General features: G+C 32.2%; 20 protein-coding genes. 11 read left to right on the forward strand and 9 right to left on the reverse strand.

The window, feature by feature from the left end:
- Positions 1-84: 84 nt before the first annotated feature.
- The gene (locus B3M86_RS12695; RefSeq protein WP_280049430.1) at positions 85-1,260 is read right to left on the reverse strand and encodes a trans-sulfuration enzyme family protein; all 1,176 of its coding nucleotides are present in this window, start codon (positions 1,258-1,260) and stop codon (positions 85-87) included.
- A 243-nt stretch (positions 1,261-1,503) separates the two neighbouring features.
- Between B3M86_RS12695 and B3M86_RS12700 the strand changes: the two genes are divergently transcribed.
- On the forward strand, positions 1,504-2,646 hold the full coding sequence (locus B3M86_RS12700; protein WP_114997763.1) for a DEAD/DEAH box helicase: 1,143 nt from the start codon (positions 1,504-1,506) through the stop codon (positions 2,644-2,646).
- A 72-nt stretch (positions 2,647-2,718) separates the two neighbouring features.
- Here the strand turns inward: B3M86_RS12700 and B3M86_RS12705 are convergent, their stop codons facing one another.
- Entirely contained in the window at positions 2,719-3,024 is a 306-nt protein-coding gene (locus B3M86_RS12705; RefSeq protein WP_114997765.1) for a hypothetical protein, read from the reverse strand.
- Positions 3,025-3,076: 52 nt separating this feature from the next.
- Positions 3,077-4,474: an aspartate ammonia-lyase gene (gene aspA / locus B3M86_RS12710; protein ID WP_291066697.1), complete on the reverse strand. Its 1,398-nt coding sequence runs from the start codon at positions 4,472-4,474 to the stop codon at positions 3,077-3,079.
- Between the two features lie 108 nt (positions 4,475-4,582).
- Here aspA and B3M86_RS12715 point away from each other — a divergent pair, with 108 nt between their 5' ends.
- Entirely contained in the window at positions 4,583-5,791 is a 1,209-nt protein-coding gene (locus B3M86_RS12715; protein WP_291076468.1) for an acyltransferase family protein, read from the forward strand.
- Positions 5,792-5,953: 162 nt separating this feature from the next.
- On the opposite strand, the gene B3M86_RS12720 is transcribed toward B3M86_RS12715, so the two are convergent.
- Entirely contained in the window at positions 5,954-6,613 is a 660-nt protein-coding gene (locus B3M86_RS12720; protein WP_291076470.1) for a helix-turn-helix domain-containing protein, read from the reverse strand.
- Between the two features lie 93 nt (positions 6,614-6,706).
- Between B3M86_RS12720 and B3M86_RS12725 the strand changes: the two genes are divergently transcribed.
- From B3M86_RS12725 to B3M86_RS12750, 6 genes are all read left to right on the forward strand, one after another.
- Positions 6,707-7,099: a molecular chaperone Tir gene (locus B3M86_RS12725; protein ID WP_115001905.1), complete on the forward strand. Its 393-nt coding sequence runs from the start codon at positions 6,707-6,709 to the stop codon at positions 7,097-7,099.
- A gap of 12 nt (positions 7,100-7,111) precedes the next feature.
- The gene (locus B3M86_RS12730; protein WP_125350044.1) at positions 7,112-7,816 is read left to right on the forward strand and encodes a PspA/IM30 family protein; all 705 of its coding nucleotides are present in this window, start codon (positions 7,112-7,114) and stop codon (positions 7,814-7,816) included.
- A 69-nt stretch (positions 7,817-7,885) separates the two neighbouring features.
- Positions 7,886-8,083 (forward strand): DUF4177 domain-containing protein, encoded by a 198-nt coding sequence (locus B3M86_RS12735; protein ID WP_125350043.1) that lies wholly within the window; start codon positions 7,886-7,888, stop codon positions 8,081-8,083.
- Between the two features lie 19 nt (positions 8,084-8,102).
- Entirely contained in the window at positions 8,103-8,795 is a 693-nt protein-coding gene (locus B3M86_RS12740; RefSeq protein WP_291076473.1) for an OB-fold-containig protein, read from the forward strand.
- A 99-nt stretch (positions 8,796-8,894) separates the two neighbouring features.
- The gene (locus B3M86_RS12745; protein WP_291072160.1) at positions 8,895-10,979 is read left to right on the forward strand and encodes a flotillin family protein; all 2,085 of its coding nucleotides are present in this window, start codon (positions 8,895-8,897) and stop codon (positions 10,977-10,979) included.
- Between the two features lie 85 nt (positions 10,980-11,064).
- Positions 11,065-15,903, forward strand: a complete 4,839-nt coding sequence (locus B3M86_RS12750) for a DNA repair ATPase (protein WP_291076475.1) — start codon at positions 11,065-11,067, stop codon at positions 15,901-15,903.
- Positions 15,904-15,933: 30 nt separating this feature from the next.
- Here the strand turns inward: B3M86_RS12750 and prfH are convergent, their stop codons facing one another.
- The 5 genes from prfH to B3M86_RS12775 all read right to left on the reverse strand — a co-directional run bounded on the left by prfH (position 15,934) and on the right by B3M86_RS12775 (position 21,552).
- Entirely contained in the window at positions 15,934-16,554 is a 621-nt protein-coding gene (gene prfH, locus B3M86_RS12755; RefSeq protein ID WP_291076477.1) for a peptide chain release factor H, read from the reverse strand.
- Positions 16,555-16,560: 6 nt separating this feature from the next.
- On the reverse strand, positions 16,561-17,952 hold the full coding sequence (locus B3M86_RS12760) for an RtcB family protein (protein WP_291076479.1): 1,392 nt from the start codon (positions 17,950-17,952) through the stop codon (positions 16,561-16,563).
- Positions 17,953-17,989: 37 nt separating this feature from the next.
- Positions 17,990-18,715 carry a hypothetical protein gene (locus B3M86_RS12765; protein ID WP_291076481.1) on the reverse strand — a complete coding sequence of 242 codons (726 nt, stop codon included), beginning with the start codon at positions 18,713-18,715 and terminating at the stop codon, positions 17,990-17,992.
- Between the two features lie 357 nt (positions 18,716-19,072).
- Positions 19,073-21,064: a beta-mannosidase gene (locus B3M86_RS12770; RefSeq protein ID WP_414647005.1), complete on the reverse strand. Its 1,992-nt coding sequence runs from the start codon at positions 21,062-21,064 to the stop codon at positions 19,073-19,075.
- Positions 20,989-21,552, reverse strand: coding sequence for a glycosyl hydrolase 2 galactose-binding domain-containing protein (locus B3M86_RS12775; RefSeq protein WP_280049416.1), 564 nt, complete (start codon positions 21,550-21,552; stop codon positions 20,989-20,991). Before B3M86_RS12775 ends, B3M86_RS12770 begins: the two co-directional genes overlap by 76 nt.
- A gap of 263 nt (positions 21,553-21,815) precedes the next feature.
- On the opposite strand from B3M86_RS12775, the gene B3M86_RS12780 reads away from it, so the two are divergent.
- The 3 genes from B3M86_RS12780 to B3M86_RS12790 all read left to right on the forward strand — a co-directional run bounded on the left by B3M86_RS12780 (position 21,816) and on the right by B3M86_RS12790 (position 24,448).
- Positions 21,816-22,106 carry a helix-turn-helix transcriptional regulator gene (locus B3M86_RS12780; protein WP_125350036.1) on the forward strand — a complete coding sequence of 97 codons (291 nt, stop codon included), beginning with the start codon at positions 21,816-21,818 and terminating at the stop codon, positions 22,104-22,106.
- A gap of 126 nt (positions 22,107-22,232) precedes the next feature.
- Positions 22,233-24,029 carry a translation elongation factor 4 gene (lepA, locus tag B3M86_RS12785; protein ID WP_038332533.1) on the forward strand — a complete coding sequence of 599 codons (1,797 nt, stop codon included), beginning with the start codon at positions 22,233-22,235 and terminating at the stop codon, positions 24,027-24,029.
- Positions 24,030-24,124: 95 nt separating this feature from the next.
- Complete coding sequence (locus B3M86_RS12790) at positions 24,125-24,448, forward strand: monooxygenase (protein ID WP_291076486.1); 324 nt, start codon at positions 24,125-24,127, stop codon at positions 24,446-24,448.
- The last annotated feature ends 35 nt before the right edge of the window (positions 24,449-24,483 follow it).

Consider the following 24,483-nt stretch of genomic DNA (forward strand, 5'->3'; position numbering starts at 1 on the left):
AAACTTTCGTTTAGAATAAGCAAAGTCCGTGCTGAAATGAATAAATTATTAAAATTTATATTTAATCAACAACTAATCAATTAATTAAACCTTAGTTTTTTCTAACGCTTGCAAAATATCTTCGATAATATCCACTTTATCCTCCAAACCGACCGATAAACGAATAGAACCTGGCCTAATTCCCAAATCTGCACGTTCTGCATCTGATAATTTTGCGTGAGTTGTAGTTGCTGGATGCGTTGCAATCGATCTCGAATCCCCTAAATTAGACGTATATAAAATCATTTCTAATGCATCAATAAATCTGAAAGCACGTTCTTTTCCTCCTTTCACTTCAAATGTTACGATTCCACCCCCGCCTTTCATTTGTTTTTTCGCCAACTCATATTGCGGATGCGATGGTAAAAATGGATATTTCACATCTGCAATTTCAGCATGATTTTCCAAAGCTTCTGCCAACGCCAACGCATTTTCGCAATGACGATCCATACGAAGTGGCAACGTTTCTAAACTTTTAGAAATTGTCCACGCATTAAAAGCCGACATCGCCGGACCTGTATGACGAATAAAAAACATCATTTCATTGATTAATTCTTCTTTTCCTACAACTACTCCACCCAAAACTCGACCTTGTCCGTCCATATATTTTGTTGCAGAATGAATAGATAAATCAAATCCAAATTGCAAAGGTTGTTGTAAATATGGCGTTGCGAAACAATTGTCAATTGCAAAAATAACATTCGGATGTTTTTCTTTCAATTTTGCCAAAGCTTCTAAATCAAATAATTCTAATCCAGGATTTGAAGGCGATTCTAAGAAAACAATTTTTGTATTTGATTGAATTGCTTTTTCCCAATCCTCGATATTTGGCGTTTCTACATATGTATAAGTTACGCCCCAACGCGGAAATAATTGCGTAATTAATTGATGTGTAGAACCAAAAATTGCACGACTCGATACAATATGATCTCCACTTTTTATATACGAAGCAAAAGATGCAAAAACAGCAGCCATTCCCGAAGCAAAAGCTAAACCTGCATCTGCTTTTTCCAAAGCACAAACGCGATTAATAAACTCTGTTGTATTTGGATTTGCATAACGTGAATAAACCATACCTTGCTCTTCTTCTGCAAAAATTGCACGTCCTTGCTCTGCGCTATCAAAAATAAAACTTGATGTTAAATATAATGGAACCGAATGCTCGCGAGTAGCAGATCTTGGCGCTTGCTCACGAATTATCTTAGACTGATCTTTTTTCATAAGAATCAAAGTTAACGATAGTTTTATTAAGCAAAAAGCTTTTAATAAAGTTTTAAACAGAAATTATTTCTGTTTTCAATCGTTGTTTCGATAATTTGACTGTTTCTAAAAAGATTTTTAGAAATATTTCAGAAACGATTTTAAAACTTTCATTTTCATCACGATTAAAAATGATTAAACGAGTAATTATTCCTAAAATATCATTCAAATTTAATCTCTACCTTTGCAGTCTTATATCAATTTATGTCATTCGAAAATTTAGGATTATCACCATATTTATCAAAAGCAATTACAAAACTTGGATTTTTAAAACCTTTTGAAATTCAGACCGAAACAATTCCATCTATTTTAAAAGGAAAAGATGTGATGGGAATTGCAAAAACTGGTTCTGGAAAAACCTTGTGTTTTGTTGCGCCTTTGCTACAAAAAATTCAACATCAATCGTACGAAAAATCTCGTAATATAAAAGCGTTAATTTTAGTTCCAACACGTGAACTAGCGGTTCAGATTGAACAAACTTTTGCAGGATTGCGAACTGCTTTACGCCGTGAGGTACAAACGCAAGCGGTGTATGGAGGAACTTCGATTAATCCACAGATGAAAAATTTGTATGGAACAGAAATTTTGATTGCAACTCCTGGTCGTTTATTGGATTTAATGGATCATAATGCGTTATCATTGGATCAATTGCAATATTTGGTGATTGACGAAGCAGACAAAATGTTCCAATTAGGATTTGGAGATGAGATGAACCGAATTTTGAAAAGTGTTCCGAAAAAGAAACAATCAATTCTATTTTCTGCAACTTTGAATGATAAAATTGATGAAATAAAATCTACATTAAGTATTGATCCAATTGTTGTTGAAATCAAAAAACAAGAAATTGATTTGGAACAAATCGAACAAGTTGCTTATAAAGTTGATGCCGAAACAAAAGGTCCTTTTTTACGTTATTTAATCAAATCTGAAAACTTAGAACAAGTTTTGGTTTTTGTTTCTTCGACACGAACTGCAGATAATTTAGTAGAAAAATTAAAAAAGAATAAAATCTCTGCAATGGCGATTCACAGTAAGAAATCCCAAGGCGCTAGAATGGATAATTTGGAAGATTTTAAACTAGGTGATATTAAAGTTTTGGTTGCAACAGATTTGATTGGACGCGGAATTCATATCGAAGGTTTACCAACTGTTATTAATTACGAATTACCTCGTTCGCCTTTAGATTATGTGCACAGAATCGGGCGTACAGGTCGTGCAAATGCAAACGGAAAAGCCATTAGTTTGATTACAGAAGAAGATTTGCATCATTTCAAAATCATTCAGAAAAAAATGGGTAAAAAAGTTGATTTACTTCCAACTGATAATGTGAATTTACACGGATATTAAAATAAGTTTTAAGTTATGAGTAACAAGTTCTAAGTTTTCTCTGAACTCATTACTCATAATTTTTTAATTAAATCAAGTCCAAAGATATTGTCTAAACTCTATTAATTTTTTCAACATTTGATTATCTTCTTCATATTGATTATTTTCTAAATTATCATTATCGAGCTTACGTTTATTCCACCAATTATATAAGTTTTCAATTTCAATTTTTGCATTTTTATGTTCATCATCATACATCCAATCAACATGACTTGTAAATAAATTTTCTTTTTCAATACAATCGCATAAAATCTGAAAACAAGCATGTAAAATAATCACATCCTTATCTAGCCATTCATCGTTTAATGTTTCTATTTTTAGAAGATTCGAAGGTTTCATTATTAATTTATTTTTTCAAAACTTATCACTCATAACTACTAACTCACAACTTCTAGATATGTGGACCAAGCATATTTTTAGGATCAAGGATTTCGTCCAAACGTTCTTTCGACAATAAACCGTGATCTAAGACCAATTGATATACACCTCCTCCTGTTTCTAAAGCTTCTTTCGCAATTTTTGTACTTGCTTTGTAACCAATGTAAGGATTTAAAGCTGTAACAATTCCAATACTATTTTGTACTTCATTTTTCAAATGTTCTGCGTTTGCTGTAATTCCATCCACACATTCAACACGTAGCGTATTCATCGCATTTGTTAAATATTGAATCGATTCCATAATCGAAAAACCAATTATTGGCTCCATTACATTTAATTGTAATTGACCAGCTTCGGCAGCCATTGTTATTGATAAATCATTTCCAATCACTTTAAAACAAACTTGATTCACTACTTCTGGAATTACTGGATTTACTTTCCCTGGCATAATCGAAGATCCTGGTTGTTTTGGAGGTAAATTAATCTCGAACAAACCTGTTCTCGGACCAGATGTTAACAAACGTAAATCATTACAAATTTTCGACAACTTCACACAAAGACGTTTCAAAGCTGATGAATAATCCACAAACGAGCTTGTATCCGAAGTTGCTTCAACTAAATTATCAGCCAACGAAACATCTTCATTCATGATTTCAGCTATTTTAGTTGTACACAATTGTGCATAACCTGGAACAGCATTCAATCCAGTTCCAATTGCAGTTGCACCCATATTAATTACTAATAATTCGGCAGCAATTCGGTTTAAATTATCAACTTCTTTATGTAATGTATTCGAAAAACCTTCAAACTCTTGCCCAAGCGTCATTGGAACTGCATCTTGCAATTGCGTACGTCCCATTTTTATAACATTACCAAATTGTTTCCCTTTTTTATCAAGTGCCTCATACAACGAAGTTAATGCCTCAACCAAAGGTTTATTCATATTAAATAATGCTAATTTCAAAGCAGATGGATAGGCATCATTCGTAGATTGCGAAAGGTTCACATGATCATTTGGCGAACAAAATTGATACTCTCCTTTTTGTTTTCCTAAATACTCCAAAGCAATATTTGCAATTACTTCATTTGCATTCATATTTGTAGAAGTTCCCGCACCACCTTGTATCATATCAATCGGAAATTGCTCTGTATATTTACCAGCAATTAACTCATTTGAAGCAAAAGAAATTGAATCAAATAATTCTTTCGATAAAATTCCTAATTCGTGATTGGCTTGCGCAGCTCCTAATTTTACGACACCAAGTGCCTTTACAAATTCGGGATAATGCGACAAATAATTATTGGAAATTTTGAAATTATTAATAGCACGTTGCGTTTGCACACCATAATAAGCCGTTTCAGGAACTTGTAACTCTCCTAATAAATCAGACTCCGTTCTCATTTTATTTATTGTTTGTTATTGACAATTAAAGGTAAGGAATAATCTAGTATCTTTTTGAAAAGCATTTTGTCTAAAAATTCAAAAAATCTATATCTTTAAAACATTAACACAAAAGAGATGAAAGCAGCTCGTTATTATTCATTAGACGTTTTTCGTGGCGCAACTGTTGCGTTGATGATTTTGGTAAATAATCCAGGAACTTGGTCGGCTATGTTCGATCCTTTGGAGCATGCAGAATGGCACGGATGTACGCCAACAGATTTGGTTTTTCCTTTCTTTTTGTTTGCTGTAGGAAATGCAATGGCTTTTGTGATTCCAAAATTGCAACAACAACCTCAACAAATTTTCTGGCAAAAAGTAATAAAACGAACAATTCTAATTTTCGGAATTGGATTATTCATCAATTGGTGGCCATTTTTCAAGTGGGATAATAATGACCTTATTTTCAAAGCATGGAAAGATTCAGAAAAAAGCGGAATCCGAATAATGGGCGTTTTACAACGAATTGCAATTGCTTATTTTTTCGCTTCGGTGATTGCTTTTTATTTTAAACAAAAACAAGTTTTATTGATAAGTTGTGCGATTCTTCTACTTTATTGGGTTTTAACTTTCGGACTTGGAACTTCTGACCCTTATTCATTAGAAGGTTTCATCGGAACTAAAATCGATAATCAATTGCTAGGTTTAGCACATATTTACAAAGGAGAAGGTGTTCCGTTTGATCCCGAAGGAATTTTCAGTACAATTTCTACTATTCCACAGGTTTTATTTGGGTATTTGGTTGGTGATTATATTCAGAAACAAGGAAATATCAATTGGTTGAATCGTCCTTTACCAAAAACTGACAATCCGCAATATAAAATGTTAGCTGGCTTATTTGTTTTAGGAACAATTGCGTTGACAATTGGTTACGTTTGGCAATGGGATTTTCCGTACAATAAAAAGATTTGGAGCAGTTCTTATGTTTTCAACACAACTGGTTTAGCAATTTTGACAATTGGATCAATGATTTGGTTCATCGAAATTTTAGGCATCAAAAATGGTTTCATGAAATTCTTTGATGTTTTTGGAAAAAATCCTTTATTCATCTTTGTTTTGAGCGGATTATTACCTCGATTATTAGGTTTAATCAAAATTGAAGCTGGTTTAAACGACAAAAGAGAAATCAAATTCATTTCACCATTGGATTGGTTCTACGAAAATGTTTGCGCTAAAATTCCTGGAATTCCAGAAATTGGTTCATTTGTTTATTCGCTAATTTTCTTAGCTTTCTTTTGGTGGTTAGCTTATTTATTAGATAAAAAGAAGATTTATATTAAAGTTTAAAAGTCTTGAGTAGTAAATTATAAGTTTTTAGAAGAGATGTCTCGATTCCTCGACATGACATTAATTATCAGCCTAGATTGGATTTTCTTGTCATGTTGAGCGAGTCAAACGATGTAGAAACATCTAATATTTAGAAAACAATCTTACTTATAAAAATTATTTCTAAACCTTCTTATAAACAGCATAAAACTGATAAAAGTGCTGAATATTTTCAACATCAAAAATAATTTGTTTCCATTGATTTAATTCCAAAATCAATTGATTTTCGTGTTGAGTAAACTTCCCAACAAAAATTTCATCATCATTCAAATACAAACCAAACTTATCATTTACCAAATGTAAATTTTCCACTTCCAAATGTTCAAAAAATAAAATAGATGATTCTTCTTCTGTAAAATCGATAGGTGAAGCGATATTCGAAGAATATTCTAACGCAATAAATTGATGCGAATTATAGATTGGAAAATAGATCGACGGATAGTTTTCTATATTAGAAAATAATTCTTTTTTTAACTGAATTATTTCTCGTGATAAAAAAGGAATCGCGCTCAAATTTTTAACATTTCGTAACATATCAGCTTCCTCAAAATAGTTATCAAAGTGTAATATTTCGTTAACTGTTAAGTTTTTTTCGATCAAATGACTTATTGGAATGCTAAAATATTTAGCAATTAGAGAAATCGTTTCAATTCGTGGCTCTGCACGTTTTTCTTCGTAAGATGAAATATTCCCTCTACTAACATCGAATAAATCAGCAAAAGCTTGCTGAGTTAAGTTCTTAACTTGTCTTAATTTCTTTATATTTTCACCAATTTTTGTCATTATTTAAAATTTTAACATTTTTATTTGCTAATTATTTTAGCAAATTGTTTAATTTTATGGAAACAAATTACAAAAAACACTAATAACAACAAAATGAATTATTTTTCGAAGATTGAAAATTTTATTCAAAACATCAATTACACCATCACTTACAAAGACGAAAAAGAAGGTGTTTTTATGATTGAAAATTTATTGGATGGTGTTCAAAATCTGATTGTAGGGATTGCACCACCTGTTATCATTTTCGAGTTGTATTTATTTACAATTACAAATGATAATCTGGAAATGCTAAAAGCGTTGTTGATGAAAAATCGCGATATCATTCATGGTGCTTTTGCAATAACAGAAGACGGAAACAAAGTCATTTATCGTTACACACTTCAAGTTGCGAATCTTGATCAAAACGAATTTGAAGCAACGTTAAACTCTTTGAGCTTATTGATGAGCGAATATTCTGCTCAATTAATCGAATTTTCTAAACAATAAAACAATATCACTATGAATATTTTCAAACGTATTTTTAGAATTGGACAAGCGGAAATACATTCGGTTGTCGAAAAAATGGAAGACCCAATCAAAATGACAGAACAAGGAATTCGCGAAATGCGCGACGATCTTAATCAATCATTAGAGGCTTACGCAAAGGTAAAAGCAATGGCAATTCGTTCGCAAAATAGCGTCGACAAAAAGAAAGAAGAAGCTGCAGATTATGAACGAAAAGCAATTCTTTTGTTAGAAAAAGCTGAGCGAAATGAAATTACAATTGAACAAGCCGAAAATTTAGCGAAAGAAGCTTTGAGCTTAAAAAATCAATTGTTAGAAGAAATTACTGAATTAGAAAATCAAGTGATTATTCATGAAAAATCTGCAAATGAAGTGCACAAAAACGTTGAGGTTCTTAAATTCAACATTAATAAATGGGAAAATGAATTAACAACATTAAAAGCTCGTGTAAAAGTTGCTGATGCCACAAAACAAGTAAACAAACAAATGGCAAAAATTGATGCGAATAGCACAATTAGCATGTTAGAACGCATGAAAGCCAAAGTAGAAGAAGACGAAGCACTTGCACAAGCTTACGGAAGTTTAGCGGACAATTCGAAAACCGCTGATGACGAAATTAACGAAACCTTGAAAGGTGATTTGATTCAAAATGAATTAGAAGCTTTAAAGCTAAAAATTCAGTCGAAAAATCAAGAATAAATCACTTTTTATAGTGAATTATTTCTATAAAATTTTTAGTAAATTAATCTCTTTTAAAAAATCAAAACTATGGCATCTAAATATGAATACAAAACAATAGAAATAATGCCTAACGCTGGCTTATTTTCTATCAAAATAGATAAAACATTTTTGGATGATTTACTAAATAAATATGGAAATGAAGGCTGGGAATTAATCACTTCCACTCCGCTTTCCATCAACAGCACAACGAAAATTATTTATTATACATTCAGAAGAGCTATTTAACATTAAAAATTAACACTAAATGACCGAAATTTTAGACCTTCTTTTTAATCCATTGGCCAACGGAATTATGACCATTTTGATGGGATTTTCTCTTGTCTATTGGGTATTTCAACTGTTAGCTGGTGACGGAATTGATCTTGGAACAGATTCTGATTTTCATATCGGAGACATCAATGATGTTGATGCCCACCACGAAATTGACGCTGATCACGATGCTGATGCAGACGTGCATCGCGAACCAGGTTTTTGGGCAAAATGTTTAGAATTCATCAATGTTGGTAAAGTTCCGTTAATGGTGATTATTACTTTGTTCAAATTTATCAGTTGGGTGATTACCATTATTTCTTCGATTGTTTTTGGATTAAGCAAATTAGGATTGTATTCAGTTTTAATCTTAATTCCGGTTTTCATCATCGCTTATTTTATGATGCATTGGATCACTAAACCATTAGTTAAAATGTATTCAGAATTAGGTTATCATGGAGAAGAAGAAACTGATTTTATCGGAAGAGTCGGAAAATCAAAATCTAAAATCACAGGAGATAAAATAGGCTCTGCGGAATTTCAAATCGAGAAAGATATTATTACGCTTAACATCAAAAGTCAAAATGGCGAAGAAATTAATTTTGGAGATACCATTATTATCACCGACGAATCGCCTTCAAATCATTATTATTTCGTCATCAAACATATAACCTTAAACAACATTTAACACTATTATGACACTAATATTTCAACTTACTTCGTTTCTTATCGAAGAAATTTTAATCTTAATTATTCACTAAATCAATCAAAATATAATAAAAATCTCATGACAAATTTTATTCTTTTAGCAGTTGGTGTTATCGTTTTCATCTTTATTGCTTTCATCGTCGTTTTAAGCGTTTTCTATAAAAAAGTTCCGCAAGGAAAAGCCATCGTTCGTACTGGTGTTGGTGGATCGCAAGTAGCTTTCAACAAAGGAATGTATGTAATTCCTGTTTTCCACAAAATGGAAATTATGGACATTTCGATTAAGAAAATTGATATTACTCGTCAACAACACGATGGTTTAATTTGTAAAGACAACATTCGTGCAGATATCAAAGTTGCATTTTTTGTTCGCGTTAATAAATCGGTGAATGATGTAATCAATGTTGCACAAAACTTAGGAACAGAACGAGCATCAGAACCAGAAACATTAAAAAGTATTTTCGAAGCAAAATTCTCAGAAGCTTTAAAAACAGTTGGAAAAAAATTCGATTTTATCGAATTATACGAAGCTCGTCGCGAATTTAGAGATGAAATTTTAAATATCATCGGAACAGACTTGAATGGATATATTTTAGATGACTGTGCGATTGATTATTTAGAACAAACTGAATTACAATTCTTGAGCCCTGATAATATTTTAGATTCGGAAGGTATTAAAAAAATCACGGAATTAACGGCTCAACAAAATATGAACGCCAACTTAATTCGTCGTGAAGAAGAAAAAGTAATCAAAAAACAAAACGTTGAAGCGCGCGAAGCAATCTTAGAATTAGAGCGACAATTAGCCGAAAAAGAAGAGCGTCAACGCAGAGAAATCGAAAATATAAAAGCGCGCGAAGAGGCAGAAATTGCAAAAGTTCGCGAAGAAGAACGTCTAAAAGCTGAATCTGTTCGTATTACAACAGAAGAGCAATTGGCGGTACAAGAAGAAAATAAATTGCGTCAAATTATTATCGCAGAAAAAAATAAAGTTCGTACTGATGCAATCGAAACGGAACGCGTTGAAAAAGATCGTGCATTAGAGCAAACAGAACGTGAGCGAATTGTGACTTTAGCTCAGATTGATAAAGAAAGGTCTATCGAAGTTGAGAAGAAAAATATTCAAGGCGTTATCAAAGAACGCGTTCTTTTAGAAAAAGGCGTGATTGAAGAGCAACAAGGTGTGAAAGATGTTGAAGTTTACCGTGAAGTTGAGCGTCAGAAACAAGCCGGAATTATTGCTGCATCGCAAGAAGCGGAAGAGCGTTTAATCGAAACTGTAAAAGCTGCGGAAGCGGCAAAAATTGCGGCAGAGCAAGAAGCTGCTCGTCAAGTTATCGAAGCAGATGCACAAAAACAAGTTGCAGAACGCAAAGCGCAAGAGTTATTAATTGATGCGGAAGCTAAAAAAGAAGCTTCTGCAAAAGAAGCTGAAGCTCGTAAAATAATTGCTGAAGCACAAGCAAAAGAAGAAGCTGCAATTGGTCTATCTGAAGCAGAAGTAATGGTTGCAAAAGCAGAAGCAGAAGAAAAACAAGGAACTGTAGAAGCATCTGTTATCGAGAAAAAAGCAGAAGCGTTACGTAAAGAAGGCTTAGCACAAGCAGAAGTTGTTCGTGAAAAAGCATTAGCAGAAGCAAAAGGAATTGAAGAAAAAGCAGAAGCTATGAAGAAACTGGACGGTGTTGGAAAAGAGCACGAAGAGTTCAAACTTCAATTACAAAAAGAAAAAGATATCGAATTGGCTCATATCAACATTCAAAAAGATATTGCTGGAGCACAAGCTGAGGTGTTATCAAATGCATTGAAATCTGCGAAAATTGACATTGTTGGTGGAGAAACAATGTTCTTCGAAAATATTGTCAAACAAGTTTCGAATGCAAAAGGTTTCGATCATTTAATCGACAATTCGAAACACGCAACAGACATCAAAAATGCATTGATTGACGAAGATGGCGGAGGTGATTTAGCTGGCAAAGTAAGAAGTCTTGCTGATAAATATGGTATCTCGTCTAACGACATCAAAAACTTAACAATTACTGCGGCATTAATTAAATTACAGCAAGCTGCTTCGGCTTCTGGAAATAACGAAGATACTGGATTTATAAATTCTCTTTTCGGAATTGCGAATCAGTTAGGTGTTTCAAATAAAAAAATAGGTTAATCCATTAAACAACAATAGAGTGATTGAATCTACTCGTTTCAATCGCTCTTAATTACAGTTTAATCACCTTCTAGATTTTAATTTAATGCAAGAAGAAAAAAATATTAACGTTACCGAAACGCTTGATGCAGGCGCGTACGAAATCATCCGAAAAAGACTTCTTACACAAAAAGATTTTCTTTCGGAAAGATTAACGAAATTGAATGATGCTCGAAAAGAAGTCTTCAATTCTACCAATTTTGCATTAAGCGCAAACCAAAGAATTACGACAGAAAATACATGTGTCGCACGTGGAATTATCGCGTTCGATAAATTGTGTATTTTTGGTTACAACGTGCATTTCGGTTTACGCACAGACATTCAGTTGAGCGATGTTTTTAGTATTTATCTGTTTCAAGAAAATCAATTTATTCCTCAACCTCTCGACTTAATAAACGATCAGAATTTCTTTACAGATTTTCAGAATTTATATAAATATTACCGCGATTCTATCTTTTCTAAATTTCGTAGAACAGATAATTATCTATACATGGTTTTCCAAACCAGTAAAAGCGCACAAGATTTGAAAGCGTTTAAATGGTTAATCAAAGACGGAAAATTAATTTATCAAGATGATCGCAGCATTCACGAAGTAAAAAAAGCAGATCAATTTGATTTTGAATGGCAAAAAACTTCTATCGATGATCGTCGATTAGGAAAGTTTCCACATATTTCTATTTTAGATAAGATTTTTATCGAAGCAATTGGTGGTGATATTACTTTTAAAATTGAAGATAATACGGATTCAGGAAAAGGAATTTTCACTGAAAAAGTGACACATTTAGATCAACAATTAGACGATGCCGAATATTATTATGCCGATTTAGGAAATCTAATTGCGGTTAAAATAAAACCGTTTCAAGAAGATTTCAGAGCCTATATTTACAATGTTCGCACCAAAGAAGTTATCAACATTCCTGCACTTTTAGATGCAGCAGTTCTGTTACCCGATAATCAAGGTTTAATTTTTTCGAATGGTTATTATTTACAAAACGGAACGTATCATCTTTTCGATAATAATAATTTAGAGCATTTTCAATTTTTCCGTCGTGTAAATTCTCCGAACGGAGAAGATTTTATGTACATTTTCAATCAAGATGAAACCAATACATACATTCTTTTATCGTACAATATCATTCAACAAACTGTGGAAACACCTATAGTTTGTAATGGTTTTACGATTTTTAAAGATGGAAGTTTAATTTATTTCCGCACCGAAGAAGAAGCGACAAGACATCATCAAGTTCAAATTTGGCAAACACCTTATGTTGAACGTTTGATTGAAAATACAGAGAAAACAAATCATCCATTATATAAAATTGGGAACAAAGACATTGTGAAAGCAATGGCTGAATCTCAGGAGGTTATTCAATTAATCAACAAAGAAGATTCGTACGAAGGTTTATACGAGGACATTGTAAAAAAAGCGAATAATATTGTAGATGGCTATTTTTGGATTAATGATCAAGAGACTTTTGAGCTTGCTGTTCCTTTATTAGAAATAAAAACAGTTGCCAATACAGCGATTGATGAATTTGCTAAAGTTCAAATTCAGAAAAAATTTGCGCAAGAAACCTTAGAAAAAACGGAAGAATCGATTGAAGAAATCGTTTTCAAAGTAAATAGCACAACGTACAATCAATTGGATTTATTGGTTGAACATTTAGCTGAGGCTCGTAAAATTCAAGGAAAAGTTATTGATTTACGTTCAATTCGCTACATCAATTTAGAGCGTGTTCAAGAATTAGAAAACCGATTGCAAGAGGTAAACGAAAATTTATCAACCAAAACAATTGAGTTTCTTTTATTGGATGAAGCACTAATTCCATACGAAGAAAAAGTTGCTGAACAGAAAAACTTAGTAGCTTCTATCGAAAAAGTCATTGATGCGAAAGTTATCGAAGAAGCCTGTCTTAAAATTGCCTCAGAATTAGAATTATTGATTGATATTCTGAACAGTTTAAAAATTGAAGACGCAACACAAACAACAAAAATCATTGAGAAAATCTCGGTTATTTTTGCTTCGCTTAACGAAGTTCGTGCCCAATTAACACGTCAAACTTCTGCGTTAAAAAGCAAAGAAGCTGTTGCAGAATTTTCTGCTCAAATCACGTTGTTGGAGCAAAGTGTGGTTAACTTTTTAGAATTATCAACAACTGCCGAAAAAACGGAAGAATACAATACAAAAATCATTGTTCAGCTTGAAGAATTAGAAAGTAAATTTTCTGATTTTGATGATTTCGCTTTAAAAATTGCAGATAAGCGCGACGAAATTATCAAGGCATTCAATTCGAAACGTGAACAATTAGTTGAACAAACTAACAAACGTACCAATTCTTTAGAGCAAATTGGTTTACGCGTCTTGAAAAATATCGAAAATAAAGCCAAAACTTTTTCTGAGAAAGAAGAAATCTTAGCGTTTTATTCTTCGGATTTGATGATTGACAAAATGCGTCAAATCATTCAAGAATTAAAAGATTTAAAAGATGTTTCGAAAGCCGAAAACCTTGAAAATCTTTTGAAAAAATCGCAAGAAGATACACTTAGAGTTTTACGTGATAAAACCGAACTTTTTGTTGATGGGCAAAATATTATTGCGCTTGGTCAAAATAAATTTACGGTCAATACGCAGCAATTAGCGCTGACATTGTTGAATCGTAACAACGAATTATTTTATCATTTAACAGGTACAAGTTTCTATCAAAAAGTTAAAAACGATGAGATTTATCGTTACCAAGATATTTGGAACCAAGAATTTGTTTCGGAAAATCAATTGGTTTATCGTGCTGAATATTTAGCTTATCAAGCTTTTTTAGCAAGAAATGAAAACGATTTTGATGCTGAAAAATTTATCAATCAAATCATTGAACAAAATTATTCGGAAGGTTATATAAAAGGCGTTCACAATTTTGATGCGTTGCGAATTTTTACTGAATTGGTAAACATTAATTCAAAATTAGATGTGTTGCAATTTGATGCACCAACTCGTACAACTGCTCAAATTTTTTGGCATTCTTTAGAACAAAATTTGCAAGATAAATTGAATGCAATGATTAATTCGGCTCAATTAATTTTGAAAAATTTTCCGAATTCAACTCGATTTGAAAATATTCTAAATGAAATCAAATCGCCTTTTGAAAATTGGGAAACGGAATGGGATAAAACAATAACAACTTCAGAAAAAGTTGCCAATTATTTGTTTAGAACTTTCACAAAATATCAAGCTTTTTCGATGAGTAATGAAGCTGAAAATTTTCGAAAAGAATTCATTAATTACTTAGAGAAAAATAAAAATTCAGATGATTTTAATGCGTTGATTGCAGATGAACAATTTTCTTCAACCGAAAAATTTTACTTGATCGAAAACTGGATTCATTCTTTTATCGATGAAAATGAAAATTTTTCAACTTACAGAAATGTTGTAAATGAAGTAGCAACGATGTTATTGTTTTCTAAAGATAAATTTCAGTTAATAAATGGAAATTCATCTATTATAATTGAAGATTTAAAAGGAAATCATACCGTAATAATTGATGGTATTTATACACAAAATTATCATGAAATCATTTCTAAATTAGAGCATTTTTCAACTGTTGATGTTCCAAATTTTAAATCATTCCAAAAGTTAAAAGAAGAAATTTCGAAAGCTTATGAAAAGGATTTAAAAATCGCAGAATTTGAACCAAAAGTTTTAACATCATTTGTTCGAAATAAATTAATCAACGAAGTTTATTTTCCTTTAATCGGAAATAATTTAGCCAAACAATTGGGAACTGCAGGCGATAACAAGCGTACTGCACGAATGGGAATGTTGTTGTTAATTTCGCCTCCTGGTTATGGAAAAACGACGTTGATGGAGTATTTAGCAAAAACAATGGGCCTACATTTTGTGAAAGTAAATGGACCAACAATTGGACATAATATTACATCAATCGATCCAATAGAAGCCAAAACTTCTGGAGAAAGAGAGGAATTAAAAAAGATAAATCTTTCGTTTGAAATGGCAGATAATGTAATGTTGTACTTGGACGATATTCAGCATTTGAGTGCCGAATTTTTACAGAAATTTATTTCATTAGCCGATGGACAGCGAAAAATTGATGGAATTTTTGAAGGAGAAAGTAAAACCTACGATTTACGCGGAAAACGTTTTTGCATTGTAATGGCAGGAAATCCATATACGGAAAGCGGCTCTAAATTTCAGATTCCAGATATGTTGGCTAATCGTGCTGATGTTTATAATTTGGGTGATGTAATTGGTGATACGGAAACGTTGTTCAATTTAAGTTTGATTGAAAATGCAACAGGAGATAATCCTTATTTGGATAAAATTGCTTCAAAAAGTTTGACAGATTTTTACAAGTTAACAAATTTTGTAACCGAAAATCAAGAACAACTTCCGGATTTGGAAGGCAATTATTTGAAACAAGAAATTGATGATTTTATTGCAGTTCTAAAACATGTGATTAAGATTAGAAATATTGTCGTAAAAGTCAATCAAAATTATATTTCGAGCGCAGCAATGCAAGATGATTACAGAACGGAACCGCCTTTCAAAATGCAAGGTTCGTACAGAAATATGTCAAAATTGGTTTCGAAAATTGTTCCAATGATGAACGAAAAAGAAATTAACGAAACTATTTTAGCGCATTACGAAAGTGAATCGCAAACATTGACAACAGATACAGAATCGAATTTGTTGCGATTAAAAGAAATTGCAGGTTTGATAACTGCTAAAGAAAAAGAACGTTGGGAAACGATAAAAGCAACCTTTGTAAAAAATAACAAACACGGTGGCTTGAATAAAGACGATAAAGTTTTTGCTCAATTGCTCGAATTCAATGAAAATTTGGAAGGAATTATCCAAGCTATTTTGAAGAAATAAACTAAAAGCCGCTCATTGAGCGGCTTTTTTTTATTCACTAAATTTATCTCCTCTGAATATTTTCACAGGATTTCCTCTTGCAATAGACGTTTGATTATTCCATTTTTTTTGAACCAAGTCCTTCAATTTATTGGTTTCAAATCCTTGTAATTTCAATAACAAACGAGTTGTTGCAATTTTTTTGTTCTGATGTTGTGAACGCGAATCCATCGAAACAACTGAAATTCCACTTCGTTGATGTGTTGCTCGAACAGCCGAATTTACTTTGTTTACATTTTGTCCTCCATTCCCAGAACTTCGCATTGTTTGGTAAACAATTTCATTTGAATTGATTAAATTTTCTTTCACAATTTCTAATTCAAAACAACCTATAAACCAGTTTTTTCGTTGATGAAATTTTCGATAAGGACTTTTACCTATCCATAAAATTGTTCCAATCCATTCTTTCAAAAAACTGTTTAAATCATTTCCTTCAAGTTCTATAACTACAGATGAAAGTTGATTAAAATCTTTATCAATTTCTCTTTCGATCACATCAAACTTAATGTCTGATTTTGTACACGCTTCCGAAAACTTTTTAAAAACATTGGTCACCACAAAATTACATTCCGTAGGTCCTCTACCCGATGTAAGTTGAATAATTTTTTTCATCATCATTTATTTATCCATTCTTACAATTTTTGGCGTAAAAATTCCCAACACTTTCACTAGTTCTGTTTGCAAATTCATCACCGTTTTGATGTTTTTATATGCAAATGGTGCTTCATCTACACTTCCGCCAATCAGCTCAATTCCTGCATCTTTCAATTGTGAATTCATAAAGCTTTTCGTTATTGTTGATTTACATTTCGCACGCGACATTTTTCTTCCCGCACCATGCGAAGCCGAATTAATACTCAATTCATTTCCCAAACCTTCAACAATGTAACCATTTGCTGTCATCGAACCTGGAATAATTCCTAAAACTCCTTCTCCAGCTGGCGTCGCTCCTTTACGATGAACAATTCGTTCCGTTTCATCAACCATTTCTTTCCACGCAAAATTGTGATGATTTTCGATGTTAAAAACGATACGTTTTCCTAAAGCTTTCGCTATTCTTCGATGAATATCGTCATGACAAGCCTTGGCATAATCTCCAGCCAAATTCATCGCAGCCCAATATTCTTGGCCATCGTGTGTATCCAAATCTAACCAAGCCAAATGCTGAACTTGCTTCGGAAGCGGACATTGTTTCGCCGCCAAATACGTGTAATGTTTTGCAATATTTGCACCCAAACCACGCGAACCACTATGCGATAAAACAGCCAAATATTCACCTGGAATCAAGTTCCATTCAGGTTTTACCTCATCTAATTTCACAATCCCAAATTCAACAAAATGATTCCCTCCACCAGAAGTTCCTAATTGTTGATAAGCTTTTGTTTTTAAACTTTTCAAGATTGGAATTTCATCAAAAATAGAGCGCTCAAAAATTTCGTAATCCACTTTTAGTTTATGCGTTTCATACATTCCGAATTTGGTATGATCTTGCAAAATCTGAATCAATTGATGCGATTTCCCTTTCAAAAAACTTGCTGGTAAATCGTAAACAGAAAGACTCATTCTACAACCAATATCCACTCCAACTCCATACGGAATCACTGCATTATCCGTCGCCAAAACGCCACCAATTGGCAATCCATAACCAGAATGCGCATCTGGCATCAAAGCTCCTTTTACCGAAATTGGCAATTTCAACGCATCATATAATTGAAATTTTGCTTGCTCGTCAATTTCATTTTCTCCAAAAATCGAAAAAGGTGAACGCTTCGTTTTCAACTCTTGTAATCTAACCTCAATTGGTTTTATCAATCCTTCTGCAACTTTTCCCCAAATTCCGTGACCGATGTACTTTTCTGGTTCGAGCAAAACTTCTTTTGCTTCATTAAGAATCGCTTGTTTCTTTTCTTTTTTTCTGTATCGATGAATTTGCCCAATTGCAATATTGATTGAATTATTTTTTGGAAAGCCTAATTTTATAAAGTCCTTTCCAGAGATTTTATTTCCCATGATTAATATCTTTTAGATAGCTGATGCTCTTGTTCCATCAGCATTTCAGCGATTTCTGTCGCTGAATTTTTGTTGTTAAAAATTTCCTTTTGGTAAAAGGATTTTTAAATTTTGGTTTTCGCTCATACGAATAACCTCCTCTAATTATTTTCTTTAAGAGGATTCCTTGATTTTTATACTTGTCAAAAAAATGATCGATTTGCGCTTCTTCGCGCTTCAAATCAATATCAAGCGGTTTGTAATACGTAATCATATTTGGTTTTATAATCAATCGAAAACGCCACGGTTGTAGAAATTCATAAATTCCTTTGAAACGTTTTGTCTTGGGATCATACACCTGAATACACACAAAATATAGACGTTCTTCATCATTCAAAATTGAATACGGACCTGAATATTCGTAAGGTTGCAATTGTTTCAACTCTTGAATTCTCTGAACATAAATTCGCTTTCCGTTTCGTTTTCGTTTTTTTACAAACTTTCGCGTTTCTGCATATTGAGAAGTATTTATTTTCTTTAGAATTTGAGTAAAAAACTCAATCTCATTTTCTTTTTTAATATCTTCTCTCAATACAAAATATCGCTCAAAACCTTTTTGACACGGCTCTTTTAAAAGAACAAGCGGAATTTCTTTTTGTTCTTTAAAAATTTCTTTTTGACGTTTATATTTCTCTCTTACATTTTTTTCTTTCGTTGTTTTTACACTTCTTTTCCTCGCTCTTTTTGTTCGTAATTGAGTAGAAAAGAAAATTGAATCTTCCATAAAATGGATTATTTAATTGCAAATAATTATTTTGAAATAATTAGCGCTAACTATTTCTTCTTCGGAAGTTTTTAGAAGTTATTCTGAATCTAGAATGGAATAATAAAAGAAAAAGCCCGAAGAATCCTCCGGGCTTTTGATATAATAAGTAAATTATTTACGATTTATAAGCACGAAGAATGCTCATTGCAAAATCTGTTGCAATAGCTAAAAACTGATATGTCGTTTCTTTGAACATTTTATTTCTTCGTTATTAAATTGTTATACGTTATGATTTTTATCAGTGCAAATTTAAGTCAATAAAATTCACATTTCCAAATCGTTTGTGAAATTTCACTAAAAATAGGGATAAAAATATTATTGATTTTCAGCATTCATAGTGTCATACAACGAATAAATTTTTAGATTTTGAATTGATTTTTCTCCTGTTATAATACGAGTTTCATTTGGTATTAAATCAAAAAAATTATCATCAAATTGATTGTTTTCGTCCAATAAATAAACATCTTTTGCCAAAACATTTGTCGAAATTTCGAATTGATTATGATTAATCTTTTTAATTTTAATTGTTGGTTTTGTTAAAGCTAAATCTTTCGGTTTTTCGAAGAAATAATTTCTCGAATACTTTTCTCCATTTGATTCAAATTCAATTCGAAGAAAAGCTTTAGTTGAAGAAGTTCCTTTCAAAATTTCATCAGTTAATTCCATTATCTTGGTTGAAGAATTTGATAAAATAATTACATCTTTATCATTAGTCCAATGTTTATTTCCATTAAAATCTACCACAGAAAATTTTACTTTTCCTTTCAAATCTTTCAATAAGTCATTTACGATATAAATTTTGTACACATTTTCTTCTTTTTCTACTGAAATTAGCACATTTTCGAAACTTCTTTTCACTTGATAATGTAACGCTTTCCAATTTCCTAATTTATCCAAAGACGACCACGAAGTTACTGGCCAAACGTCATTCAATTGCCAATACAAACTTCCCATATTATAAGGTTTTGCACGTCGATGTGCTTCAATTGCCAACTGAATTCCGCGTGCTTGTAACAATTGAGAAACGTAGTTGTACTGCACAAAATCGGTCGGAACAACATAATCTCGCTGCATATATTCGTTGATTGTTTCCCAACCTTTTGGATGTTTTTGATGCGCTAAAATTATTGCAGAATTTTTACTCAATGTATCTTTTTCAGAAAACATTGATTTCACCGTTTCCAACGTTGGCATTCCTTGAAAACCATATTCAGAAGCAAAACGTGGAACTTTTTTTTCATACGTTTCAAACGATTCCATTCCCCACCAAACGCCCCAATAATGCGAATCTCCTTGCGTCAAACTTTCTTTTCTTCCCCAACCAACCGAAGGTGAAGACGGCCAATAGCGATTCTCTGATTTTGGTAAAATCGAATCTAAAACATTCGGAATAATATAATGAAAAGTCGTTTGATAATCTTTCCAAATACTCAACGAATCTTGTTTCGACCAGCCCATTTGTTTCTGATATCCCCAATTTTTCCACGCTTCATCAATTTCATTATTTCCACACCAAAGCGCAATAGAAGTATGATTTTTTAGGCGATTCACTTGATCAATTGTTTCTTGTTTTACATTGTGAAGAAAATCTTGATCGCCAGGATAAAAAGCACAAGCGTACATAAAATCTTGCCAAACCAACAAACCTTTTTCGTCGCATAATTCATAAAAATAATCGTCCTCATAAATTCCACCACCCCAAATACGAATCATATTCATATTGGCTTCAACCGAACTATTTATCAACTTTTCATAATCATTTTTTGAAACTCGTGAAACAAAATTATCTTGCGGAATATAATTTGCACCTTTTATATAAGTTGGAACCCTATTCACTTTAAAATAAAACCTAGAGCCAACTTCGTCTTTTTCTTGTACCAATTCTATCGTACGTAAACCAAATTTTAAATACTTAAATATCTGTTCATTCCCTTGTTTAATTTTGAATTGATAATCGTATAAATACTGTTCGCCCACTCCATTTGGCCACCATAATTTTGGATTGTGAATCGTTTCATCAATCGAAAAATGATTAATTCCTTTGGTTAATTTTTGAGTGATTATTTTCTGATTAAAATTAATTTCTACAGCTGTATTTTGTTCCGATTGGATAATAAATTTAAACTTTACTTTCGCTTGATTTTTATCCAATTTGACAATTTCATAAGACAAGTCATTCAGTTTTAAATTATTCCAAGAAATAAGTTCAATTGGTTTATAAATCGCAACCGTTACCAATCTTGGTCCCCAATCCCAACCATACTGATATTGCGCTTTTCGAGTAAAAACACGCTCACCTTCTGGTATTTATATGGAAGAAGATTTGCTAATCGTTTTCCTTCATTAGGCGACGATTTGAATTGTATTTCGAGCAAATTATTTTTATCTTTCAGTAAATCTTTGACCGAAACTTCCCAAATTCGAAACATATTATTCGCATCCAGAATTAATTTTCCGTTCAGAAAAACTTTTGCATATGTATCCAATCCATTAAATTTTAACTGAATATTTTGCGCTTTTCGTTCGGCTTCAGTCAAATCAAAAGAAGTTTTGTAGTTCCAATCTTCGTTTTCTACCCATTGCACTTTTGCATCATTAACGTCTTTGTAAGGATTTGGAATAATATTATTTAACATCAAATCGGTATGAACAGAACCAGGAATCTCAGCTTTCAGCCATTTTGAATCTCCTTTTTGTTGAAAGGTCCAATTCTCTAAATTCAAATTTCGAGTCGATTGAGCAGAAAGTTGAATAAATGTAAAAAAAGTAATAACAAAAAATAGTAATCTCCTCATTTTGTGCTGATTTTCATAAGGATAAAATTAGGTTTAAAATTCATATAAACACAAAAGAGATTATTAAAAACAATTTCTTTTGTTGAATACATAATATAGGCTTCGTTAATTATGGGAATAATGAATATGCTAAACTTAGGTTGACTCGGCTATATTTGAATTTCAGAAAAAAGCAACTGATTATTCAACCGATTTATACAATCAAGATCAAGCGGAAACTACAAAAAAATGGAAATGATTCTTCTATCAATTTAAAACAAGTTATGCGAGAAGAAAATTTAATGGATAATGATTTTGAAAGTGCTAAATTTAGAATTCAAGAATTACATTCAAACTTTTTCAAAACGCTAAACGAGCATTCTAAGCAAAAACTAACACCTCTTAATTTGAAATATTGTTCGTATATCTATCTTGGTTTAGACACCAAACAAATTGCAACTCTTCTTAATATTGAACCAAAAAGTGTACGAATAACAAAGTATCGTTTGAAACAAAAATTTGGTCTAGTAAAAGAAGATGAATTATATACTTTTTTTCATCGGATAATTGCCTAGATTTATTTTTTAGTAAAAAACACACTTCAACTCTCGTTAATTTATTAAAATATAATTCATAATATTTTTCAAAATACTTGCAGTCTGCACGGAAAAGATTATTTTTGCCTATTCGACAAATAGAATATGAAAAATATCCGTAATTTCTGTATTATCGCCCATATTGACCATGGTAAAAGTACCTTGGCCGATCGTTTATTGCAAGTAACAAACACGATTTCTGATCGCGAGTTACAAAATCAAACTTTAGACGATATGGATTTGGAACGCGAACGCGGAATCACAATTAAATCGCACGCCATCCAAATGGAATATGAAAAAGATGGTGAAAAATATATTTTAAATTTAATTGACACTCCTGGTCACGTGGATTTTTCTTACGAGGTTTCTCGTTCGATTGCCGCTTGTGAAGGAGCTTTGTTAATTGTAGATGCTGCGCAAAGTATACAAGCACAAACTATTTCTAACCTTTATTTGGCTTTAGAAAATGATTTGGAAATCATTCCAGTTTTGAACAAAATCGATTTACCTTCTGCAAATCCAGAAGAAGTAACAGATGATATTGTTGATTTGATTGGTTGTGATCCCGAAGACGTTTTGCGTGTAAGTGGAAAAACAGGTGAAGGTGTGTTAGAATTGTTACACACAATTATCGAGAAAGTTCCTGCGCCAGTTGGTGATCCAGATGCTCCGTTACAAGCCTTGATTTTTGACTCTGTCTATAATCCTTTCCGAGGAATTGAAGCTTTTTATAAAGTGGTAAATGGAGAAATCAAAAAAGGAGATCAAGTAAAATTCATGGCAACTAACAAAAAATATGGTGCCGATGAGATTGGAACATTAAAACTGAATCAAGTTGAGAAGAAAGTCATTAAAACTGGTGATGTCGGTTATATTATTTCTGGAATTAAGGAAGCTTCTGAGGTAAAAGTTGGAGATACAATTACATTAGTAGAAAATCCTGCAAGCGAAGCTATTGATGGTTTCGAGGAAGTAAAACCAATGGTTTTCGCGGGTATTTATCCGGTTGACACAGAAGATTACGAAGATTTGCGTGCTTCTATCGAAAAGTTACGTTTGAATGATGCTTCGTTAACTTTTGAAGCTGAATCTTCTGCTGCTTTAGGTTTCGGTTTCCGTTGTGGATTCTTAGGAATGTTACACTTAGAAATTATTCAGGAGCGTTTAGAGCGTGAGTTCAACATGACAGTAATTACGACTGTTCCTAACGTTTCGTATGAAGCTTATTTGGAAAAAGATCCAGAAAAAATGATTCCGGTTCATAATCCATCTGAATTACCAGATCCATCAGGATTAAATCGTGTTGAAGAACCATATATTCGTGCAGCTATCATTACAAAATCTGAATTCGTAGGTCCTGTAATGAGTTTATGTATTGAAAAACGTGGTGAATTACAATCTCAAAATTATTTGACACAACATAGAGTAGAAATGATTTTCAATATGCCTTTGGCTGAAGTCGTTTTTGATTTTTATGATCGATTAAAATCTATTTCAAAAGGATATGCATCGTTTGATTATGCACCTTCTGGAATGAAAGCTTCGAAATTGGTAAAAGTTGATATCATGATTAATGGTGAAGTTGTAGATGCTTTATCTGCCTTAATTCACGTTGATAATGCTTACAATATTGGGAAAAAAATGTGTGAGAAATTACGCGAATTAATTCCTCGTCAACAGTTTGATATTCCAATTCAAGCAGCGATTGGTGCAAAAATTATTGCGCGTGAAACAATCAAAGCGTTACGTAAAGACGTTACTGCAAAATGTTACGGTGGTGATATTTCTCGTAAACGTAAATTATTAGAAAAACAGAAAGCTGGTAAGAAGAAAATGCGTCAAATTGGACGTGTAGAAGTTCCGCAATCTGCTTTCTTAGCTGTTTTGAAATTGAATGATTAAAATTTTTATATAATTATATAAGAGCTACTTTTTAAAGTAGCTCTTTTTTTTTGAACTCACTGTAACAAATATTACAGATATTTTAAAACAATTTAATGAACTTTGATAAAAAAGTAATAATGATTTTAATTCAAATAAATTTTGATTTTCCTATTCAAATGATGGGAGAAAATTTAACAAAAAATGCTCGTTCATTAGCAGAAAGTATAAATACTGAAAAAGGATTCATCTCAAAAATATGGATCGAAAATTCAGACACTGCAAGAAGTGGAGGTATTTATATATTTGACACTTTAGAAAATGCTCAAAATTATGCTAAAATGCATAGCGAACGAGTAAAACAAATAGGAGCAACAAATATCAATGTTGAATACTTTTCTATTAATGAAACTCTTTCCTCACTAAATAATGGGATATAAATAATTATCAAAGCCACTCACAATAGAGTGGCTTT

The organism is Empedobacter sp. UBA6305, assembly GCF_002440405.1.
Taxonomy (GTDB): Bacteria; Bacteroidota; Bacteroidia; order Flavobacteriales; family Weeksellaceae; genus Empedobacter; species Empedobacter falsenii_B.

Coding starts and splice junctions, on each gene's coding strand:
- lepA (WP_038332533.1), top strand. CDS start 22,233: ATGAAAAATATCCGTAATTTCTGTATTATCGCCCATATTGACCATGGT.
- B3M86_RS12745 (WP_291072160.1), top strand. CDS start 8,895: ATGACAAATTTTATTCTTTTAGCAGTTGGTGTTATCGTTTTCATCTTT.
- B3M86_RS12780 (WP_125350036.1), top strand. CDS start 21,816: ATGCGAGAAGAAAATTTAATGGATAATGATTTTGAAAGTGCTAAATTT.
- B3M86_RS12730 (WP_125350044.1), top strand. CDS start 7,112: ATGAATATTTTCAAACGTATTTTTAGAATTGGACAAGCGGAAATACAT.
- B3M86_RS12760 (WP_291076479.1), bottom strand. CDS start 17,952: ATGGGAAATAAAATCTCTGGAAAGGACTTTATAAAATTAGGCTTTCCA.
- B3M86_RS12695 (WP_280049430.1), bottom strand. CDS start 1,260: ATGAAAAAAGATCAGTCTAAGATAATTCGTGAGCAAGCGCCAAGATCT.
- B3M86_RS12765 (WP_291076481.1), bottom strand. CDS start 18,715: ATGGAAGATTCAATTTTCTTTTCTACTCAATTACGAACAAAAAGAGCG.
- B3M86_RS12720 (WP_291076470.1), bottom strand. CDS start 6,613: ATGACAAAAATTGGTGAAAATATAAAGAAATTAAGACAAGTTAAGAAC.
- B3M86_RS12750 (WP_291076475.1), top strand. CDS start 11,065: ATGCAAGAAGAAAAAAATATTAACGTTACCGAAACGCTTGATGCAGGC.
- B3M86_RS12740 (WP_291076473.1), top strand. CDS start 8,103: ATGACCGAAATTTTAGACCTTCTTTTTAATCCATTGGCCAACGGAATT.
- B3M86_RS12705 (WP_114997765.1), bottom strand. CDS start 3,024: ATGAAACCTTCGAATCTTCTAAAAATAGAAACATTAAACGATGAATGG.
- prfH (WP_291076477.1), bottom strand. CDS start 16,554: ATGAAAAAAATTATTCAACTTACATCGGGTAGAGGACCTACGGAATGT.
- B3M86_RS12700 (WP_114997763.1), top strand. CDS start 1,504: ATGTCATTCGAAAATTTAGGATTATCACCATATTTATCAAAAGCAATT.
- B3M86_RS12775 (WP_280049416.1), bottom strand. CDS start 21,552: ATGAGGAGATTACTATTTTTTGTTATTACTTTTTTTACATTTATTCAA.
- B3M86_RS12790 (WP_291076486.1), top strand. CDS start 24,125: ATGAACTTTGATAAAAAAGTAATAATGATTTTAATTCAAATAAATTTT.
- B3M86_RS12735 (WP_125350043.1), top strand. CDS start 7,886: ATGGCATCTAAATATGAATACAAAACAATAGAAATAATGCCTAACGCT.
- B3M86_RS12725 (WP_115001905.1), top strand. CDS start 6,707: ATGAATTATTTTTCGAAGATTGAAAATTTTATTCAAAACATCAATTAC.
- B3M86_RS12715 (WP_291076468.1), top strand. CDS start 4,583: ATGAAAGCAGCTCGTTATTATTCATTAGACGTTTTTCGTGGCGCAACT.